Source organism: Anabaena sp. TISTR 8404 (assembly GCF_056847745.1).
Map to the genome: position 1 here is coordinate 1,874,535 of NZ_CP180578.1, position 19,489 is coordinate 1,894,023.

A 19,489-nucleotide genomic window follows, 5' to 3' on the forward strand; every position below is an offset into this window, starting at 1 on the left:
ATAATACTTATAGCCGGCGATATAGATTTAATATTTTGAAACCGCAGATGCACGCAGATGCACGCAGATGATTTATTAGAGATACATCGCGTCCCAGAAAGGTTTTACGATAAATTTTATGTCAACAATCTTTGCTGAAAATTTAAGTAAATTTTATCCGGTGGCTGTCAAAGAACCGGGTATCGCTGGGACAATTACCCACTTTTTCCGCCGCACCTACCGTACAGTTAAAGCTGTAGAGAATGTTTCTTTTGAAATTGCTCCAGGAGAAGTAGTAGGGTTTTTAGGCCCAAATGGTGCTGGAAAAACTACCACACTCAAAATGCTCACTGGTTTAGTTCATCCCAGCAGTGGAACAGTTAGGGTAGCTGGACACGTCCCATTTATGCGCCAAGAAGCATTTTTGCAAAAGATTACCTTGGTGATGGGGCAAAAACAGCAGTTAATCTGGGACTTACCAGCACTAGACTCTTTAAAGATTAATGCTGCTGTGTACAACATCTCTGATAAAGAATTTTACGCACGCGTCAGAGAATTAACAGAGATGCTGAACCTGCAAGGAAAGCTTACTCAACCAGTACGTAAGCTATCTTTAGGTGAACGGATGAAAGCAGAACTGTTAGCAGCACTGTTACACCGTCCGCAAGTATTGTTTCTTGATGAACCAACTCTGGGACTAGATGTTAATGCTCAGGTAGCAGTACGTGATTTTCTGCGCGACTACAATCAGCGTTATCAGGCAACAATATTATTAACTAGCCACTACATGGCAGATATTACCGCTTTGTGCAATAGGGTGCTGTTAATTCACCAAGGACATCTGATGTATGACGGTAGTTTAGATGGACTGTTAGAACGCTTCGCACCATACCGGGAAGTTCATGTAGAGTTAGCTCAACCATTACCCAAAGAAACACTCAAGTCTTATGGGGATGTGCAACATTTAGATGGGCGAGCAGTGTGCTTTATGGTGCAGCAAGAAGCACTTACCCGTACAGTGTCTCAGATTTTGTCAGATTTAGAAGTCATCGATTTAAAAGTAACAGAACCGCCTGTAGAAGAAGTAATCGGAAAAGTCTTTCAGGCTGGAGTTGTATAAAAAGTGCTGAGTGCTGAGTGCTGAGTGCTGAGGAGCCAGTGCGTTGCGCGGGTTTCCAAGGCACTCCGTTGGGCGGCTTCGCCGACTTGAAGGAAGTGCCGCCGCGTTGTAGTAACTGGCGTTGCTGGGAAAAAGAGATGAGTAACTTGGTAACTCAGAGACTAACAAATGACAAATAATTATTGACAAATGAAAAAAATTATGAAAAAAATCCTAACCTTTCTTTCTGTATACTACGCCTATATGATGGAGTATCGGGCAGAACTAATTTTATGGGTTTTGGCTGGGTCTTTGCCAATCATCCTCATGGGTGTTTGGATACAAGCGGCGCAAGGCGGAAAGTTTGGTTTGACACCTGTAGATTTTGCCCGTTACTTTATGACAGTTTTTGTGGTAAGGCAAATTACGGTTGTTTGGGTAATTTGGGAATTTGAAAAAGAAGTAGTAGAGGGTAAGCTGTCGCCTAGGCTATTACAACCATTAGATCCTGTATGGCATCACGTTGCAGCCCATCTTTCTGAGAGAGTTGCTCGCATACCATTTGCAATACTGTTAATTGGTTTGTTTTTCGTGCTGTATCCCCAGGCGTTTTGGTTGCCGAGTTTAGGTCAAGTGTTTCTATTTACGTTAGCGGTAGTACTAGCATTTATCTTACGATTTGTAATTCAGTACACCTTTGCAGTGTTAGCTTTTTGGACAGAACGGGCTAGTGCTTTAGAAAATTTCTGGTTATTGTTCTTTTTATTTTTATCTGGGATGGTTGCCCCTTTAAATGTGTTTCCCGAAAATATCCGTAATATTGTTTTATTTACGCCGTTTCCCTATTTAATTAATTTTCCCGCAAGTATTTTGGTGGGGCTACCTGTAGATATAGTGCAGGGATTTTTATGTATGATTGGTTGGATAATGATATTTCTGGGTGCGAATCGTTTGTTGTGGCGAGCAGGATTAAAGCGGTATTCTGGGATGGGTGCATGATATTTTTGGTCTCACGCAAAGACGCAGAGGCAAGGCAGTGCGTTGGGGAGACAGTGCGTTGCGGAGGTTCCCTCCGTTGTAGCAACTGTCGTCGGCTTTGCCGACTTGAAGCAACTGCCGCGCAAAGAAGAAATTGAGACTTTTACAAGCAGTTTATTCTTCGCTATCTTGATATAAATCCTGTAATGCTTGCAGTTGGGTTTTACGAGAAACTCGACGATATTTTTTACTTTCTAGCTTGGGTTCGTATTTACTTTGGCCTTTACCTTTGGTTTTTAATTTTAAGGTTGATTCTGGATCGGCTTGTTGGTTTAATTGAGTTTGCCTAGCGATCGCTTCATCCAAAAACTCTAAATAATGTTCATAGCGTTCCCAATCTCCCCGCACAACACAATCCGGTTCGTCTCGATGCAAACAATCGCTAAATCGGCAGTTAGCAACCTCTAGTAGCTTTCGTGCTTCAGGGAAATAATGTACTAATTCTTCTGGTTGATAATCTAAGTCAGGTTGATTAAAGCCAGGTGTATCAGCCAACAAACCACCATCAGGTAATTCAAATAATTCTACGTGGCGAGTTGTATGGCGACCACGGGCAAGTTTACCAGAAATTTCCCCAACTCGCAGATTCACATCGGGTATCAGGGCGTTAATTAAGCTGGATTTACCGACACCAGAAGGCCCAGCAATTACAGTAGTTTTATGACCCAGATGGCTAACTACTTGGTCGATATTAATATTATTTTGAACACTGATAAATAACGGTTGATAACCCCAAACCAAGAGGCGATCGCTAATTTCTTGCTGTTCTTGGGGTGAGATTAAATCACATTTATTCAAACACAGCACCACATCCCAGCCAGTAGACTCAGCTTTCACTAAAAACCGACTTAACTGGTAAGGTTCCAAAGGTGGATCAGCAACAGCAAATACCAGCATAATCTGGTTGACATTAGCGATCGCAGGTCGATCCAATTGCCCAGTGCGGGGTAAAACTTCGGCGATCGCACCGCGTCCCCCAGCCCAATCTGGTTCTTCCACCACGACGCGATCGCCCACCATCACCTGTTGGCCAATTTTTTTCAATCGCGTTCTGCGAGTACACAGAAGAATGGGGAGATGAGTAGAATCTTTCTGCTTATCATCTTGATCTAGCTGTACGCGATAAAAATTTGCTTGTACAGCCAAGACTGTACCGATTAACTGTCCAGTAGTGGCAACAGTTATCATTGGTTAGCGGCCGGACGACGAACTAACAAAGAAAAATATCCAGTACAGTCTGTAATTTGCTCTACCTGATAACCTGCCATAGTCAAGCTATCAGGAACTTGCTCAATTGGTTCTCCTGGGTCGAGCCATACTTCCAACAAACTTCCTGGCGACATTTTTTCCAGGCGGAGTTTTGTCCGCACGAAATTAATCGGGCAAGGAGTGCCGCGCAAGTCGAGTTGAGCATCAGGAGTAGATACAGAAGATAGACTCATTACTTAAACAAATTTCCCAAGAATCCTTCAAGACCGCCTTTACCAGTGCGATCGCCTTTAATTTTAGCCAGTTTTTCTAGCAATTCTCTCTCCTCTGGAGTTATCTTGGTGGGGATATCAATTAACACTGTTAGTAGATGATCTCCCCGACTTACCGGATTACCTAAGCGAGGTACGCCGCGATTTTCTAGCTTCATTACCGTATTAGGCTGAGTTCCTGGTGGAATAATTAATTCCACTGGCCCATCTACCGTATTGACTTCCAAGCGACAGCCTAAAATCGCTTGTAAGTAACTAACTTTGATTTCCGACAGAACATTAATTCCATCGCGCTGGAATTCTTCATCTTCGTTGACAAATAAATAAACGTACAAATCTCCTGGCGGGCCACCACGTTGTCCCGCATCACCTTCTTGGGATATCCGTAAGCGTGTACCGTTATCTACCCCAGCCGGAATGGTAATTTTGAGTTTCTTGGTGATTTGATTTGTTCCCTTACCATCACAAGAATCACATTTATCTTCAATTACCGAACCCGTACCGTTACAAGTTGGGCAAGTAGAAACTTGCGTGAAACTACCAAAAGGTGTTCTTGTTACTCGCCGCACTTGACCAGAACCACTACAAGTTGAACAGGTTCGTGGACGAGTTCCTGGTTTTGCACCTGAACCACTACAAGCTTCACAAGTTTCTAGGTGAGAAATGCGAATTTCTTTTTCACCACCAAATACTGCTTCTCGGAAATCTAACTTCAGGTCTAGCCGTAAATCATCACCCCGTACTGGGCCACTGCGCCGTCTTTGCGCTGTCTGTCCGCCCATACCGCCACCAGCAAAGCCGCTGAAAATGCTTTCAAAGATATCGGCAAAACCACCCATATCGCCCATATCTTGAAAACCAACACCAGCACCGGAAACACCTTCTGGGCCAAAGCGATCATAACGCGCACGGGTTTCTGGCTCTGAGAGTACCTCATAAGCGCGGTTAATTTCTTTAAACCGCTCTTCCGCACCCGGTTCTTTGTTCACATCTGGGTGATACTTCCGGGCTAAACGGCGATAGGCTTGTTTGATTTCTTCTTTGTCGGCGTCACGAGAGACACCCAGAATTTCGTAATAGTCGCGGGCCATATAGCAAAGGTAAAAGATAGAAGGTAGGAACTAGAGGCTAGACACTAGAGGCTAGGGACTAAATACTAGACTGTTTTACTCAGCACTCAGCACTCAGCACTTTTTTAAGGCAGAAGGCATAGATTAATTTTTATTAATAATAGATTGTACCTTTTACCTTTTATAAAAATCACCAGCAAATGTTGAGCAAAATTTGCTGTTACGTGTGAGACGACAAGGACTAACGAAAGTTAACAACAGAGTTAGCAGATGCTAAAATCTCTGGCTGTCGAGTTGGCTGTCTCTTTTACAATTGTGCTACGTGTCAGCGAAAAACCCTGCTCATGAACTAGAGGGGCTAACCGCACCATTAGGTGTGGAAAACCCCCCATTTGTAATAAATCGCATCTGTAGTAAGACAGAAGTTCAGAATAAAGAACAAAGTATTTCAGGTTTAAACTTCATACTTCATACTTCACACTTCATCATTTAGTCTATCGCTTCGTAATCAGCTTGTGCGGTCATTTCCTCATCAAAATCAAAATTGAACTGTGGGATGACAGTTCCATTCATGGGCGTTTCTGATTCTGATGTTAATACTGGTTCTGAACCTGCTTCAACTTCATCGGTACTTTGACCGTTAGCGCGGTTGTAAACATCAGCACCGATCGCAAACAGCGTTTGCTGGAAGTCATCTAAGCAATTTTGAAATTCTTGCAGAGAAATCCCAGGGTTAGTCATCACAGCTTGAAGTTGGACAAGTTTTTCATTAGCTAAAGTTTTCATCTGTTCGCCAATAAAGTTGGCATTATCCTTCAAGGTGGATTCGTAACTGATGACAAGATTATCTGCTTGGTTTTTGAGTTCAACGAATTCCTTGCGTTTTTTATCTTCTTCCGCAAACACCTCAGCTTCTTGGCGCATCCGTTCGACTTCGTTAGCACTCAAACCACCAGTATTGGTAATCCGAATGCTTTGCTCTCTACCTGTACCTTTATCTTGAGCAGCAACCTTGAGGATACCGTTAACATCGATTTCAAAAGAAACTTCGATTTGGGGTACACCACGGGGCGCCGGAGGAATCCCTGCCAATAAAAACTTACCTAGACTTTTATTATCCCGTGCCATTGCCCGTTCTCCCTGGAGAACGTGAATTTCGACCGAAGTCTGTCCATCAATCGCAGTGGAAAACACTTGGGACTTGCTGGTGGGAATTGTGGTGTTACGTTCGATAATTTTGGTGAAGACTTCGCCCAGAGTTTCAATCCCCAAAGATAAGGGAGTGACATCCAATAACAAAAGATTATCAACTTCACCACCAAGAACTCCCGCTTGAATAGCGGCTCCCAGTGCTACAGCTTCATCAGGGTTAATGGAGCGATCAGGAGTTTTGCCATTAAAAAATTTAATTAAAGCATTTTGAACTGCGGGAATGCGCGTAGAACCACCGACTAAAATAATCCGGTCAATGTTTTGGGGTTTGAGATCAGCATCCTTGAGGGATTGAATCATCGGTTCGATAGTAGCCTCAATCAAATGCGCTGCTAGTTCCTCAAATTTAGAGCGGCTGAGTTCCATTTCTAAATGCTTTGGGCCGGATGCGTCAGCGGTAATAAACGGCAAGTTGATTGAAGTACTGGCCATGCTGGAAAGTTCTATTTTGGCTTTTTCTGCTGCTTCCCGCAGACGCTGCAAAGCCATCTTATCTTGGGCGAGGTTAATTTTTTCTTGTTCTAGGAAGCGTTCAATCATCCAGCGCACAATACAGTTATCGAAGTCATCACCACCAAGTTGATTGTTACCACTGGTGGCCTTGACTTCAAAAACTCCATCACCTAGTTGCAGAATCGATACGTCAAACGTACCGCCGCCCAAGTCAAAAACGAGAATTAGTTGTTCTTGGTCTTGCTTATCTAACCCAAAAGCTAAAGCCGCCGCCGTTGGTTCGTTGATGATGCGTAATACTTCTAGACCAGCAATTGTCCCAGCATCTTTAGTTGCTTGCCTTTGGGCATCGGTGAAATATGCTGGTACGGTAATTACTGCTTGTGTGACAGATTCACCCAAAAAATTTTCCGCGTCCTGCTTGAGTTTTTGCAGAATCATGGCAGAGATTTCTTGTGGTGTGTAGTTTTTGCCACGAATGTGAACATCAACAGTTTCATCTCGGCCTTTGACGCAATTGTAAGGAACGCGATCGCGTTCTTCTTCCGTATCTTCCCAACGTCGGCCGATGAATCGCTTGATACTGTAGACTGTATTTTCGGCATTGGTTACGGCTTGGCGTTTTGCCAGCTGACCGACCAAGCGATCGCCACCCTTGCCAAATCCTACAATACTAGGAGTGGTTCTTCCGCCTTCAGAATTGGCAATGACAATCGGTTGACCACCTTCCAAAACTGCGACGCAACTGTTAGTCGTGCCTAAGTCGATCCCAATAACTTTTCCCATACTTACAGTATTTGTACTGAATGCTTTTGCCGTGATGTACGGGATATCTGCGGGCGAGAAATCAAGCGTAAGGGTGTAGGTGAAAACTTGGACACCCTTACATCCTTCCTTCTAGGAAATTAAAATCAAAAGTCAAAAGTTAAAAGCAAGATTTGTTTGTTTTTACTTTTTACTTTTAACTTTTTACTTGAAGTAAGGCGAGCAACTACAGATTAACTGTTGGCTGGACTTGACTGATCTTCTTGTGCAGACGGTGTATCCTCCTTAGGAGCAGCCACCTTGACCATTGCATGACGTAGCACGCGATCGCCTATATAATATCCGCGTACTAACTCTTCTAACACTGTTCCTTCCGGATGTTCATCCGTAGGTTCGCGCATTACTGCTTCATGCAGGTTGGGGTCGAACTGTTCACCTTCAGGACGCATCGGTGATACTCCCAAGCGTTTCAGACAATCCACTAATTGTTTATAAACTCCTTGATAACTTTTGTGAATTGTCATCTCGCCATCGGTTTGAGGTTTGAGGTGCGCTCGCGCCCGCTCAAAATTATCAACCACTGGCAACAATTCCATAATCGTGTTCCGCTTCACTTGTGCGTCTAGCTCTTCTTTTTCTTTGCTAGTACGTTTGCGGTAATTTTCAAAATCTGCTGCAATCCGCATGTACTGAGTACTACGTTCTTCTACCTGTGCCTTGAGAGACTCAATTTGTTGAGTCAATTCTGTCAAAGCGGCTGTATCTGTTTGTGTTTTGTCGGTTGCAGCGAAGCCATCTTCTTGATTGAGCGCAGCCGTATCTCCTGATACATTGCTTGTGGCTGCCACTTGCTCAGTAACTTCGCTGCCAGATTCGTTGGAGTTTATTTGGGCTGGGGAGTCGCTCATCATGTCTTGCTTTACCTCTGTTGGTTCACCCAATTGCTGGCTTGTATTGTTTACCTGTTTATTTTCGTCCATCATTGTCTATTCCAGATACTGTTGAGGACAATAAATCACCGCAAAGGTAGATTTTATTGCCAACATTGTTCTGAAAGTGATGCCACCGTCATCTTATTGTGACAAATGGTGAACATCTTAGCGTATACACTCTGAGGACGGGAACCCGAACGATAAAGGGTGAAGGGTGAAGTGTGAAGTGTGAAGTCTGAAATTTATACTTCATACTTCATTCGGAATTTTATTAAGTTTAAATGAAATTTCTGTGCCGTTGCTTGGGAATACTCTAAGCAGAGGTTTTCCCCTACTAATTGCTCACCTATGACTCAATCGTCCCCGCAACGGCGCAGTACCGCTCTCACGACGCGAACAGAGTTTTCGCCATTCGGCAGTAAGCTAGTGCAATCTGGCTATGTTAATAGCGAACAGATGAGACAGGCACTGATTGAAAGTCGCAAATCTGGCAGGCCCTTGACGGAAGTGCTGGAGTCGATCACTGGGCGACAACTATCACCTGAATTTCTTAGACAGTATAAAAAACAACAGTTATTTGAACTTAAAATACTATACGGCGTTGAATCTCTCGATCCGGAAGTCAACAACATTGGCAGTACAAATGTCGGAAGCTTAATTGAAACCCTCATTCCAGTAGATATTTGTCGTCGCCATCGCCTAGTACCGCTATCGAAAAGTGAAGACCAAAACCCACCCAGCGTTTTAGTGGCGATGGTCGATCCAGATAACTTAGAAGCTTCTGATGATCTCAATCGCATCTTGCGCCCCCAAGGTTTAGCATTGCAGCGCATGGTGATCACTCAGGAAGATTATCAACAGCTCATCAACCAATATTTGGATGAGATGGCTGTCAAGCAAAAACATCTGGAACAAGAAAAGTTTACAGATATCAATCAAGATTTAGAAAATCTCGGCAATCTCGATATAGCTGATGCTCCTGATGAAATGGAAGCTGACTTGGGAGCAGCGATGAAGGGTGCAGAAGATGCTCCAGTCATCAACTTGGTGAATAGAATTCTCGCGAAGGCTTTGCACGAGAAAGTTTCAGATATTCACGTCGAACCGCAAGAAGAAAACTTACGCATTCGTTTTCGTAAGGATGGTGTATTGCGTGAAGCTTTTGACCCTTTACCGAAAAAAATTATTGCGGCTGTCACAGCCCGATTTAAAATTATCGCCAGTTTAGATATTGCCGAACGACGTTTACCCCAAGACGGACGCATTCGTCGGATGTTTGAAGGTAGAAAGGTAGACTTCCGTGTGAATACCTTGCCCAGTCGCTACGGGGAGAAGGTCGTACTGCGGATTTTGGATAACTCGTCTACCCAATTGGGATTGAATAAGTTAATCACCGATCCGGAAACTTTAGGAATTGTCCAGGAGATGGTCAGTCGTCCCTTTGGTCTAATTTTGGTGACTGGGCCAACAGGTTCTGGTAAAACAACCTCGTTGTATTCAGCATTAGCAGAGAAGAACTCACCTGGAATTAATATCAGTACTGTTGAAGACCCGATTGAGTATAGTTTGCCAGGGATTACTCAAGTACAGGTAATTCGAGAAAAAGGATTGGATTTTGCCACCGCACTGCGGGCTTTTTTGCGGCAAGACCCAGACGTGTTGCTAGTAGGTGAAACGCGAGATAAAGAAACCGCCAAAACAGCGATTGAAGCTGCCTTAACAGGTCACTTAGTATTAACTACCTTACACACTAACGATGCTCCTGGTGCGATCGCTCGTTTGGGAGAAATGGGTATTGAGCCATTCATGGTTTCTAGTTCCTTAATTGGTGTGTTGGCACAACGCTTGGTGCGGCGTGTGTGTTCAGACTGTCGCATTCCTTATACTCCCACACCAGAAGAACTAGCTCGCTATGGTTTATCTGCTTCCCAAGATGTAGAACTGACTTTCTATAAAGCTAATACTTTGACTGCCGAAGCCTTAGCAGAAGCCAAAGCTAAAAATCATGTTTGCCCAGCATGTAATGGTGTTGGCTACAAAGGACGTTGTGGTGTTTATGAAGTGATGCGCGTCACTGAAAACCTACAAACCCTGATCAACCAAGAAGCACCCACAGAACGTATTAAAGAAGTTGCTGTTGAAGAAGGCATGAAAACCTTGTTGGCCTACAGCTTAGATTTAGTGCGTCAAGGAGCCACCACCTTAGAAGAAGTTGATCGGGTGACATTTACCGATACAGGTTTAGAAGCAGAGTTAAAAGCCAAACGCAAGAGCGGTCTAACTTGTCGAACTTGCAGTGCCGAACTACAACCAGAATGGCTAGATTGTCCCTACTGTATGACACCCAGATTTCAAGATTAATCAAGAGTCAATGGTCATTAGTCAAGACAAATAACAAATAACAAAAAGGAAGCAGAACTATGGAAATGATGATTGAAGACTTGATGGAGCAAATGATTGAAATGGGTGGTTCAGATATGCACTTATCCGCAGGTTTGCCTCCCTACTTCCGTATTAGTGGCAAACTTACACCTATTGGCGACCAAGTATTGACAGCCGATCAATGCCAAAGATTAATCTTTAGTATGCTCAACAATACCCAGCGTAAAACTCTAGAACAAACCTGGGAGTTAGATTGTTCTTATGGCGTAAAAGGTTTGGCTCGTTTTCGGGTGAACGTTTATAAAGAACGTGGAGCCTACGCTGCGTGTTTACGGGCATTAAGTTCTAAGATTCCCAACTTTGAAAAATTGGGTCTGCCAGATGTAGTGCGGGAAATGGCAGATAAGCCGAGGGGTTTAATTTTGGTGACAGGCCCTACAGGTTCTGGTAAAACAACTACTCTAGCAGCCATTATCGACTTGATTAACCGCACCAAGGCAGAGCATATATTGACGGTGGAAGACCCGATTGAATTTGTTTACGAACCAGTAAAAAGCTTGGTTCACCAACGACAACTTGGTGAAGATACAAAAAGCTTTGCTAACGCCTTGAAAGCAGCCCTACGGGAAGACCCAGATATTATTCTGGTGGGGGAAATGCGGGATTTAGAAACGATTTCTTTGGCGATTTCGGCAGCAGAAACCGGACACTTGGTATTTGGAACACTACACACTAGTTCAGCCGCCCAAACAGTTGACCGGATTATTGACGTTTTCCCTCATGAAAGACAAACTCAGGTGCGGGTGCAGTTATCTAACTCCCTAGTAGCAGTATTTAGCCAAACTTTAGTACCAAAGAAAAACCCCAAACCAGGTGAGTACGGTCGAGTCATGGCTCAAGAAATTCTCATAGTTACTCCTGCTATTTCCAACTTAATTAGAGAAGGCAAAACTTCGCAAATTTACTCAGCTATTCAAACTGGCGGCAAATTGGGAATGCAAACTCTAGAAAAAGTTTTAGCAGATTATTACAAAGCTGGAACAATTTCTTTTGAAGCAGCAATGTCTAAGACTTCTAAACCAGATGAAATTCAACGTCTTATTGGTGCTGCAACGCCGCCAACGGCAGCAAAACCTGGGGCTGGAGTTGCTAAAGCTCACTAAAATTTCATCTGGAATCAGAACGGTAATAGTTAATAGTCAAAACAAGTATTGACTATTAACTAAATTTAAAATTTTGAATTTTGAATTTATTTATCTATGCCAACCTTCGTCGCCCGCATTCGGGATGCTCAGGGAAAATCTCGAAAAGAAACAGTTGTTGCTGAATCTTTAGCACAAGCCCGGACTAATCTCAGAGATAAAGGTTTTTTAGTCCAAGAACTCAAACAATCTCAAGGCTTTGGAGCCAGCCTTGACTTGAAAAAAATTAAGAATTCCTTTGTTAAGGTTCCAATTAAAGAAAAAGCGGTTTTTTCTCGGCAACTTGCTACCTTGGTGAATGCCGGAGTAGCAATTGTCAGAGGTTTAGGGGTGCTGTCTGATCAGTGTACCAATCCTAAAATGAAACAAGCGCTAGTTGATATTAGTAATGATGTACAAAGCGGTGTCAATCTTTCTGATGCAATGCGTAAGCATCCTGATTGTTTTGATGGTTTGTATGTCAGTATGATTCAAGCAGGCGAAGTTGGTGGTGTTTTGGATGAAGTACTCAATCGCTTAGCTAAATTATTAGAGGATGTAGCCAGGTTACAAAACCAAATTAAGTCAGCACTAGCTTATCCAGTTGTGGTAGGTTTTATAGCTGTTACTATCTTTATCGGGATGACCGTTTTTCTCTTACCTATTTTTGCCAAAATCTTCACAGAAATAGGTACAGAATTACCTCCTTTAACGCAATTCTTGATGACATGTAGTGAAATATTAAGAAGTTGGAAATCTTTGATTCTCATTGGGGCTTTTGTAGCAGCTAGAATTGCATATACACAATATTACAAAACCCGCGTCGGCAAAGAAACTATCGATCGCTTATCTCTCAAAATGCCTTTGTTTGGTGATTTGATTCAAAAATCTTCCGTAGCTAGATTTAGCCGGACTTTTGGTTCTTTGACTCGTTCAGGTGTACCAATTTTGACTTCTTTAGAAATTGTCCGAGATACATCAGGAAATCAAGTAATTGCTAATGCCATCGATGCTGCACGTTTAGAGATTCAACAAGGCGGGATGATTAGCCTTGCTTTACAAAAAGCGAATGTCTTTCCTTCAATGGCAATTCAAATGATTAGTATTGGGGAAGAAACTGGAGAATTAGATGGGATGTTAATGAAAGTTGCCGATTTCTATGAAGATGAAGTTGAGCAAGCGGTAAAAGCCCTAACTAGTGTTCTAGAACCAATTATGATTTTGGTTTTAGGAAGTATGGTTGGTACTATTTTGATGTCGATGTATTTGCCACTATTCAAAGTATTTGAAAAGCTGGGATAAACAAGGATGAAGGATGAATTTCATCCTTCATCCTTCACACTTCATACTTTATAAAATTATGCCTGTACAAAAATCTCATTATGAGGCCAGCTTGGCAGAGTATAGCAATCATCAAGCGGCGATCGCTCTACTTAAACAACACCGACCATATCTAGAAATGATTCCTAGTTTGCGTCGTCCTGATGAAAGTGTTATCACTATTCCTCTGCCTATTGTTCGCCTGCGTAATACTGTTTCAGAAACTCCACAGGCCAGTTGTCTACCCTGTGATGTGGCAATTTTAATGTGCGATCCAGAATGGAAAATTAAAACTGGAGCCGAAATTTTAATATTTATTCATCGTCCCCATGAAGACTTTTCTGATTTGTTGGGGCGTTGGCGACAAACCCAAGTCTGGTTAGATCAAGACTATGAATGGTTAATGCCTCCTCGTCATAGTCATATATTAAGTGAAGGAGCAAATACAATATATCCGTTGTTTGTCGTGTTTAGTGAAACATCAGAACGCATTCAACGAGGTCTTATAGGTGCAGAATTGCCATTTGTGATGCAAACATATTTGTTGGAAGAAGAACGACGAGAGGAAGAGGGACTAGAGGCTAGTCCCTAACCTCTAGCAGCCTTTTATTTCACAAATTGAGGCATGATTTCAGCAGCGGTGAATATGCCGTAAATGCCACGTTTATGAAGTTGCATACCAGCTTTGAGATAACCAAAAGCCGGGCCGCAGACATTTGCTGCCATGCTGGTTTCATCGCCTAATGTAAAAGTATGGGTAGAAATCTTCCCTTCAAAAGTGCGCCCTGTGACTTTAACGTTTGTGCTGAGGGGCTTTTTAGGATTGCGTGTATCAACTACACCACCAACAGTCACGCGATCGCGATCTACTATCCCTGCTAACTCTAACATCACATCATCGGCGTGTTCCATGTTTTCTAAGGTTAGCACGCCATTGGTTTTATCTAATAATGCTTCTACCTCTGCGTCAGTCATTGCCCGTGCAGTTTCTACAGTATAACCAGGCATGTGACCGATATCTTCTCGCACGGTGGCGCGGTAAGCTTCCCAGTTAGCAATACCTACACCAAAGGTAATCTCGACTTTGTGAATTTCGGCGTAGCTTTGGGCGGCTAAAGCAGCAGCCGCAGTTAACAGTCCTGGTGTTGCACCACATCCTGTCATGTAGGTAATACCTGCGGCTTGTAATTCGTCTTTCATAGCAATTAACTGTTCTACCGCACTGGTACGCTTAATTGCATCTACTAACACACCACGCCAACCAGATTGAATAAACTGTCGCGCTACGGAAGGAATAAAATCGTTGGGTAGGTTGGGTAAAGCTAAAAAGTACCCATCTACAGGTTGATCGGTATCAATTAAATCTTGAATACTGTTGTTTGTTAATGTCCCGACTGGTTCTAAATAACCTACAGAACCTTGCGACTGATAAATGGCAATGCAATCTTTAAAATTTAAACCTTCAGCAGCGTAAGCATAGCCTTTTTGATCTGCTACTGCTACTAAAGTCATTTCTCGTTTACCAGCAAGTACCTTGGCGGCTGCTTGTCCGAGTCCACCAAAACCCAGTACTCCTACCCGTAACGCTGGCACAATATTGAGATTTTCTGTACTCATAGTCAATTACTTAAGTTGAATCAAAAGCTTTGAGTCTGAACCATCTTGGCTGATGGCGATCGCTCAAAGCTATAAAGGTTAATTATGCTTTATTATCCTGGTTTCTTCTCCAGCCAGATCAATTTTTTCACGAGAAATTATTTCTGAGTGATTCAGGCTTGAGCAAAATTTTACGCGATATTGTCTCACAAGGAACGCCACGACTAACAAGTTTAAGAACATTGGCGTAAATCATGGCTGTAATTCAAAATTCTGTTATTTCTCAATATTTTGTGTGAACTATAACATTACAGCCCACATTGCCATAATCTTGGAGTATTGCAATCATGGATTTTGTTGATCAAGTCAGAGCCTTTGCATCTACAATCCCTGCAAAATTAGGAAGTATCAAAACTGAGGAAGCTACAAAGCACTTTCTCATCATGCCTTTTATTCAGCAAATCTTAGGGTATGATGCCTTTAACCCGAATGAAGTGATGCCTGAGTATGATGCGAATGTAGGGGCTTCCACAAATTACAAACTAGATTATGCCATATTCCAAAATGGTCAACCCGCTATTCTGATTGAGTGCAAACGCTATGGTACTGACTTTAAAAATGATCGCGAGTGGAGTCAGTTGTTTGCATATTTTATGGCGACTGAAGCCCGCATTGGTGTACTAACAGATGGGGTAATATACAAATTTTATGCTGATTTAGAAAAGCCTAATAAGATGGATAAAACTCCATTTTTAGAATTAGACTTACTCAATTTGAATGAGTCAGCAATTCGGGAAGTAGCTAAATTAACGAAATCAGCATTTAATATTGATGAAGCGATTACATCTGCGTCAGAATTGAAGTATGTTGGTGGTATAAAAGCGCTACTTAAAAAGCAAGTGGAAGAACCTAATGATGAGTTTGTTAAATACTTCTTCAAAGATTTATGTCCTGAAAATAAGTTTGTAGGGCAATTAAAAGACGAGTTTATTGGGTATACGCAAAGAGCTATTAAAGAATTTATTCGAGAGGAAATTGAAACTCTTTTAGACGAAGCCTCAGGGCGCTCTAAACCCAAGCAGGAAACTATAAAAACGGAACCAGAACCAGAAATAGAAACAGAACAGGCAACTAAACAGCCTGAATTTACCGAGGATGAGCGTGAAGGTTATTATATTCTTAAGTCGATTTTATGTCAGCTAATAGAACCAACAAGAATAACATATAAAGATACAATTAACTACTGTAATATTCTGTTAGATGGTAATAGTTCAAGACCAATTGTCCGTTTGTATTTTAACAACCCTAAATCTAAGAAATTAGAAATATTCTCAATAGATGCAAACAGCAATAAAATTTCGGATAAAGTTTCTATAGAAAATCTGAATGATATTTATAAGTACGCTGATAAATTCAAGGCAATTGTAGTTGCTTATGAACGTCCCCAAGCTGCGTGAGTAATAAACCAAAATAGTGATCGCATTTCTCAAGTTATCCTTCAAACTGAGACTTGTTAAAGCAAAGACTATGGCTTAGGTAATAGTACTGTAGAGTCAAGAGCGATCGCTATTGAAAAATTAGTGTCTAGGCGATCGCACCAAATCCTCAAAAAAGAAAGACCTTTTTCGCTATCCTAGAAAAGTAGAAAAGTAAATCATTCCCCGATTCAACGATGGTTGCTTTACCCGATCGCATTTTAATGAGTGCTGAGGAATATCTGACTTGGGAACCCACCCAAGAACAACGCTACGAATATTGGGATGGTGAAGTTGTAGCAATGAGTGGTGGGACACGCAACCATAATCGAGTCTCTGGAAATTTCTTCAAAATTTTAGATGATGCTCTAGCCGATCGCACCTGCGAAGTCTACATTGTAGATGTGAAGGTGCAGGTAGAACCGGGACAGAAGTATTTTTATCCTGATGTGGTGGTGACTTGCGATGAGCGCGATGATGATCCACAATTAATACAATTTCCTTGCTTAATTATTGAAGTGCTGTCACCTTCAACGGAAGCAGCCGATCGGGGAAAGAAGTTTGCTGCATATCGTCAATCTCCAACTTTGCAAGAATATGTCTTAGTACAAGTAGCACAACCAAGTGTGGAAGTATTTCACCGCAACGAACAGGGAAAATGGGTATTGTCGGATTATAATTTGGGCGACACATTGCTACTAGAATCGGTGAATGTAGAAATAGCGATCGCTGATTTATACCGACAAGTTGAGTTTGAAGCCGAAGCAACCGAAAATGTATAGGCAATTAGGGTGATACTCACTACTTCGCTTCACCATACACTCCTAGCCAGTCAAGTAACAAAGTCACTGATTGAGATTGTCGTTCTGCTTTACGATAGGCTAACCAAATTTGATTTGTCACGGCTTTGATTGGTTTGAGAATCAAAGTTAATCGATTATCTCGAATCCAGTCTGTACAAAGGTAGTCTGGTAATACACTGTAACCGAGTCCTTGAGAAATCGCTTCTCGAATACTGCGTAAATCTGGAATCACCACTTGGGGATTCACATCCAATCGGCGACCAAAAATCACTCGCCAGAACCGTCGAATAATCGGTAAATCTTCGCTATAAGCAATCCAAGGTTTTGATTTGAGCCATTGTTCTAAAGCTGTTAAATCAGCCTGCATTACATCTTGAGATAGGGGAATATTAATATTTGGAGGGCCGACCAGCCAAAAACTTTCTTCAAAAATTAGTTGATATTCAATCTCTGGTTTGACAATTTTTTGCGTAGCGATCGCACAATCAATTTGGTTAGTTAGCAGTTGCTCAATTAAGTCTTGCACTAATCCAAAGCGAGTTGCAAATAAAATTTCACTAACTTTCGGCAGTTTTTTCAAAACATATTCGCTAAAAAACTCGGTTGGTGTACCTAATCGTAGCAGCAATGGTGCATCTGATATAGATACTTTTGTAGGAATAGATTCAAGGGTTTCAATTGCCACTACAACACGAGTATACAATCGCTTTCCTGCTTCTGTTGGCAGCATCCGACGCGGCATTCGTTGAAATAACACCACACCTAATGCAGATTCTAAGGCTGCAATATGCTGACTAATAGCCGGCTGAGTTAGATGTAATATCTCCGCTGCACGGGAAGTTGTCCCAACACGATAGACCTCAACAAAACTGCGATACCACTCCAGATTAACCATAAATTAATTTATAGATAACTGTAATTTTCATAATTTGTATTTTAGATAAGTTGCCCTTAGCATGAAACTATCAGGCTAATACATAGTAATTTCTGCCACAACTGGGAGTAATTTCATGTCTAAAAAAGTTCTCATCGTTTTAACCAGTCATGACAAGTTGGGCAACACTGGAAAAGAAACCGGATTTTATCTTCCAGAAGTTAGCCATCCAGTTGCAGTATTTGATAGTGCTGGGTTAACTGTCGAGTATGTCAGTCCCAACGGTGGGAAAGCGCCGATGATTGGAATGGATTTGAGTGATCCGCTAAATGTGGAATTTTTAAATAATCCCAACAAGATGGCACAAGTTGAAAATACACTGCATCCAACTGAAGTTAACGCATCTGAATATGATGCAATTTTTTATGCAGGTGGACATGGCACAATGTGGGACTTTCCAGATGATATTGAACTTGCTCAGATTGCGGCAAAAATTTATGAGCAAGGGGGTATTGTCGGCGCAGTTTGTCACGGCCCCGCCGGATTAATTAATATTCAACTCTCAGATCAAAGTTATTTGGTCGCTGGAAAGGTAGTATCCGCTTTCACCAATGAAGAAGAAGCAGCCGTTGATTTAACAGAAGTAGTTCCTTTTCTACTGGAATCTAAGCTGATTGAACGGGGAGCAACACTAGAGAAAGCACCAAACTTTCAGGCAAAAGTGGTAGTATGCGATCGCTTGGTTACAGGTCAAAATCCAGCATCAGCTGCGGGTGTAGCAGAGCAGATGGTGACGCTATTAACAAATGCAAATTTAAAAGCAGTGGTGTAAAAATTCCAGCGAAAGAAGAGATTGATATGAATAACGAACCGATTACTGTCACGATTCGACTGACAGCCAAGGATCGTGACCAAACACTCCAGCATCTCTCGCGTGCTTTACCAATTACTCGTCAGTATGAGGGATGCCGCTACAGTAATACGTTTATCCAGGCAGATAACCCGCAAGCAATAGTTCTTATTCAGGGATGGGATTCTTGTTTAGCCCAACAGCAGTATATTCAATGGCGACAGGAAACAGGCGCACTTGATGAATTATTAACATTGCTGGTTGAACCACCCATAGTTGAGTTTTGGCATTTTACTACTGCTTAATCTTCTTGTATCAAGATGGATCAAGCTAAATCAAATTAGATTGAATGAAAAGGAATGAAATCCAACAATAACAAATTTTTCGGAGGTTGGGTTTCGTTCTTCAACTCAGTCTCCTGAAGCTGATTTTACAAATTAAAATTTAGCAAAATTTACCATTTTGAAAAGGGAAATTTTGCTAAATTACTATTGAAGTACTTGCTGTCAGTAGAAACTTCTTCTCCAATCCATTCTGGTAATTCAACTTGTTGTTGTTCATCAGTTAGTTCAACTTCTGCCAATATCAATCCTTTATTATCACCATCAAATTCATCAATTTCCCAAATTAAACCAGCCCATTCTACTTTGTATCGCACTTTTTCAATTAATGGGCGATCGCACAATGTATCTAACATTTCTTGCGCATCAGCAACCGGAATTTCGTACTCAAATTCAGACCGAGAATAATTCACACTGGGGCTTTTAATTGTTATATAACCTCGGTTGTTAGCGATGCGAACTCTAACTGTAACTGCATTTTGAGTAGCAATATATCCTTGACGATACACACTACCTGCACCTAATTGTCTCCAACCATCTCCTTTAACTAAAAATTTTCGTTCTATTTCTTTTGCCATATTAAGTAATTCAACCTAATTAAACTTCCAACAGAAGTAGGGTGTGTTGTCGCATAACGC

Annotated in this window: 18 protein-coding genes and 1 pseudogene; 11 read left to right on the top strand and 8 right to left on the bottom strand. The window is 41.9% G+C overall.

Annotated features, from left to right (window positions below; all coding sequences use genetic code 11):
- Positions 1-118 precede the first annotated feature (118 nt).
- The 3 genes from ACMX3D_RS08085 to ACMX3D_RS08095 are packed head-to-tail and all read left to right on the top strand — an operon-like array spanning position 119 to position 2,077.
- Positions 119-1,099, top strand: coding sequence for an ABC transporter ATP-binding protein (locus ACMX3D_RS08085; RefSeq protein ID WP_482750910.1), 981 nt, complete (start codon positions 119-121; stop codon positions 1,097-1,099).
- A gap of 17 nt (positions 1,100-1,116) precedes the next feature.
- Positions 1,117-1,278 carry a hypothetical protein gene (locus ACMX3D_RS08090; RefSeq protein ID WP_482750911.1) on the top strand — a complete coding sequence of 54 codons (162 nt, stop codon included), beginning with the start codon at positions 1,117-1,119 and terminating at the stop codon, positions 1,276-1,278.
- A 10-nt stretch (positions 1,279-1,288) separates the two neighbouring features.
- Positions 1,289-2,077, top strand: a complete 789-nt coding sequence (locus tag ACMX3D_RS08095) for an ABC transporter permease (RefSeq protein ID WP_482750912.1) — start codon at positions 1,289-1,291, stop codon at positions 2,075-2,077.
- 153 nt (positions 2,078-2,230) lie between these two features.
- Here the strand turns inward: ACMX3D_RS08095 and rsgA are convergent, their stop codons facing one another.
- From rsgA to grpE, 5 genes are all read right to left on the bottom strand, one after another.
- On the bottom strand, positions 2,231-3,301 hold the full coding sequence (rsgA, locus tag ACMX3D_RS08100) for a small ribosomal subunit biogenesis GTPase RsgA (protein ID WP_482752302.1): 1,071 nt from the start codon (positions 3,299-3,301) through the stop codon (positions 2,231-2,233).
- On the bottom strand, positions 3,301-3,558 hold the full coding sequence (locus ACMX3D_RS08105) for a sulfurtransferase TusA family protein (RefSeq protein WP_482750913.1): 258 nt from the start codon (positions 3,556-3,558) through the stop codon (positions 3,301-3,303). The genes rsgA and ACMX3D_RS08105 overlap by 1 nt, the downstream gene beginning before the upstream one ends.
- Complete coding sequence (gene dnaJ / locus ACMX3D_RS08110) at positions 3,558-4,688, bottom strand: molecular chaperone DnaJ (protein WP_482750914.1); 1,131 nt, start codon at positions 4,686-4,688, stop codon at positions 3,558-3,560. The genes ACMX3D_RS08105 and dnaJ overlap by 1 nt, the downstream gene beginning before the upstream one ends.
- Positions 4,689-5,156: 468 nt before the next feature.
- Positions 5,157-7,118: a molecular chaperone DnaK gene (gene dnaK, locus ACMX3D_RS08115; protein ID WP_482750915.1), complete on the bottom strand. Its 1,962-nt coding sequence runs from the start codon at positions 7,116-7,118 to the stop codon at positions 5,157-5,159.
- Between the two features lie 212 nt (positions 7,119-7,330).
- Positions 7,331-8,080: a nucleotide exchange factor GrpE gene (gene grpE, locus ACMX3D_RS08120; RefSeq protein WP_482750916.1), complete on the bottom strand. Its 750-nt coding sequence runs from the start codon at positions 8,078-8,080 to the stop codon at positions 7,331-7,333.
- Between the two features lie 297 nt (positions 8,081-8,377).
- Between grpE and ACMX3D_RS08125 the strand changes: the two genes are divergently transcribed.
- From ACMX3D_RS08125 to ACMX3D_RS08140, 4 genes and pseudogenes are all read left to right on the top strand, one after another.
- Entirely contained in the window at positions 8,378-10,390 is a 2,013-nt protein-coding gene (locus tag ACMX3D_RS08125) for a GspE/PulE family protein (RefSeq protein WP_482750917.1), read from the top strand.
- 56 nt (positions 10,391-10,446) lie between these two features.
- A pseudogene (locus ACMX3D_RS08130) lies at positions 10,447-11,574 on the top strand (type IV pilus twitching motility protein PilT); the annotation flags it as partial.
- A gap of 96 nt (positions 11,575-11,670) precedes the next feature.
- Positions 11,671-12,894: a type II secretion system F family protein gene (locus tag ACMX3D_RS08135; RefSeq protein WP_482750918.1), complete on the top strand. Its 1,224-nt coding sequence runs from the start codon at positions 11,671-11,673 to the stop codon at positions 12,892-12,894.
- Between the two features lie 58 nt (positions 12,895-12,952).
- Entirely contained in the window at positions 12,953-13,504 is a 552-nt protein-coding gene (locus ACMX3D_RS08140) for a hypothetical protein (protein WP_482750919.1), read from the top strand.
- Between the two features lie 14 nt (positions 13,505-13,518).
- Here the strand turns inward: ACMX3D_RS08140 and bioU are convergent, their stop codons facing one another.
- A complete protein-coding gene (gene bioU / locus ACMX3D_RS08145; RefSeq protein ID WP_482750920.1) occupies positions 13,519-14,529 on the bottom strand; it encodes a (S)-8-amino-7-oxononanoate synthase BioU in 1,011 nt (336 codons plus the stop codon).
- A gap of 326 nt (positions 14,530-14,855) precedes the next feature.
- Between bioU and ACMX3D_RS08150 the strand changes: the two genes are divergently transcribed.
- Together ACMX3D_RS08150 and ACMX3D_RS08155 are read left to right on the top strand one after the other, a co-directional pair.
- Positions 14,856-15,965 carry a type I restriction endonuclease gene (locus ACMX3D_RS08150; protein ID WP_482750921.1) on the top strand — a complete coding sequence of 370 codons (1,110 nt, stop codon included), beginning with the start codon at positions 14,856-14,858 and terminating at the stop codon, positions 15,963-15,965.
- 215 nt (positions 15,966-16,180) lie between these two features.
- On the top strand, positions 16,181-16,765 hold the full coding sequence (locus tag ACMX3D_RS08155; protein WP_482750922.1) for a Uma2 family endonuclease: 585 nt from the start codon (positions 16,181-16,183) through the stop codon (positions 16,763-16,765).
- Positions 16,766-16,784: 19 nt separating this feature from the next.
- Here ACMX3D_RS08155 and ACMX3D_RS08160 read toward each other — a convergent pair whose 3' ends face one another.
- Positions 16,785-17,681 (bottom strand): LysR family transcriptional regulator, encoded by an 897-nt coding sequence (locus ACMX3D_RS08160; RefSeq protein WP_482750923.1) that lies wholly within the window; start codon positions 17,679-17,681, stop codon positions 16,785-16,787.
- Between the two features lie 115 nt (positions 17,682-17,796).
- Here ACMX3D_RS08160 and ACMX3D_RS08165 point away from each other — a divergent pair, with 115 nt between their 5' ends.
- Both ACMX3D_RS08165 and ACMX3D_RS08170 read left to right on the top strand, forming a co-directional pair.
- Positions 17,797-18,492 carry a type 1 glutamine amidotransferase domain-containing protein gene (locus ACMX3D_RS08165; RefSeq protein WP_482750924.1) on the top strand — a complete coding sequence of 232 codons (696 nt, stop codon included), beginning with the start codon at positions 17,797-17,799 and terminating at the stop codon, positions 18,490-18,492.
- Positions 18,493-18,518: 26 nt separating this feature from the next.
- Positions 18,519-18,815 carry a putative quinol monooxygenase gene (locus tag ACMX3D_RS08170; protein WP_482750925.1) on the top strand — a complete coding sequence of 99 codons (297 nt, stop codon included), beginning with the start codon at positions 18,519-18,521 and terminating at the stop codon, positions 18,813-18,815.
- A 149-nt stretch (positions 18,816-18,964) separates the two neighbouring features.
- Here the strand turns inward: ACMX3D_RS08170 and ACMX3D_RS08175 are convergent, their stop codons facing one another.
- On the bottom strand, positions 18,965-19,429 hold the full coding sequence (locus ACMX3D_RS08175; RefSeq protein ID WP_482750926.1) for a CYTH domain-containing protein: 465 nt from the start codon (positions 19,427-19,429) through the stop codon (positions 18,965-18,967).
- Positions 19,430-19,489 lie beyond the last annotated feature (60 nt).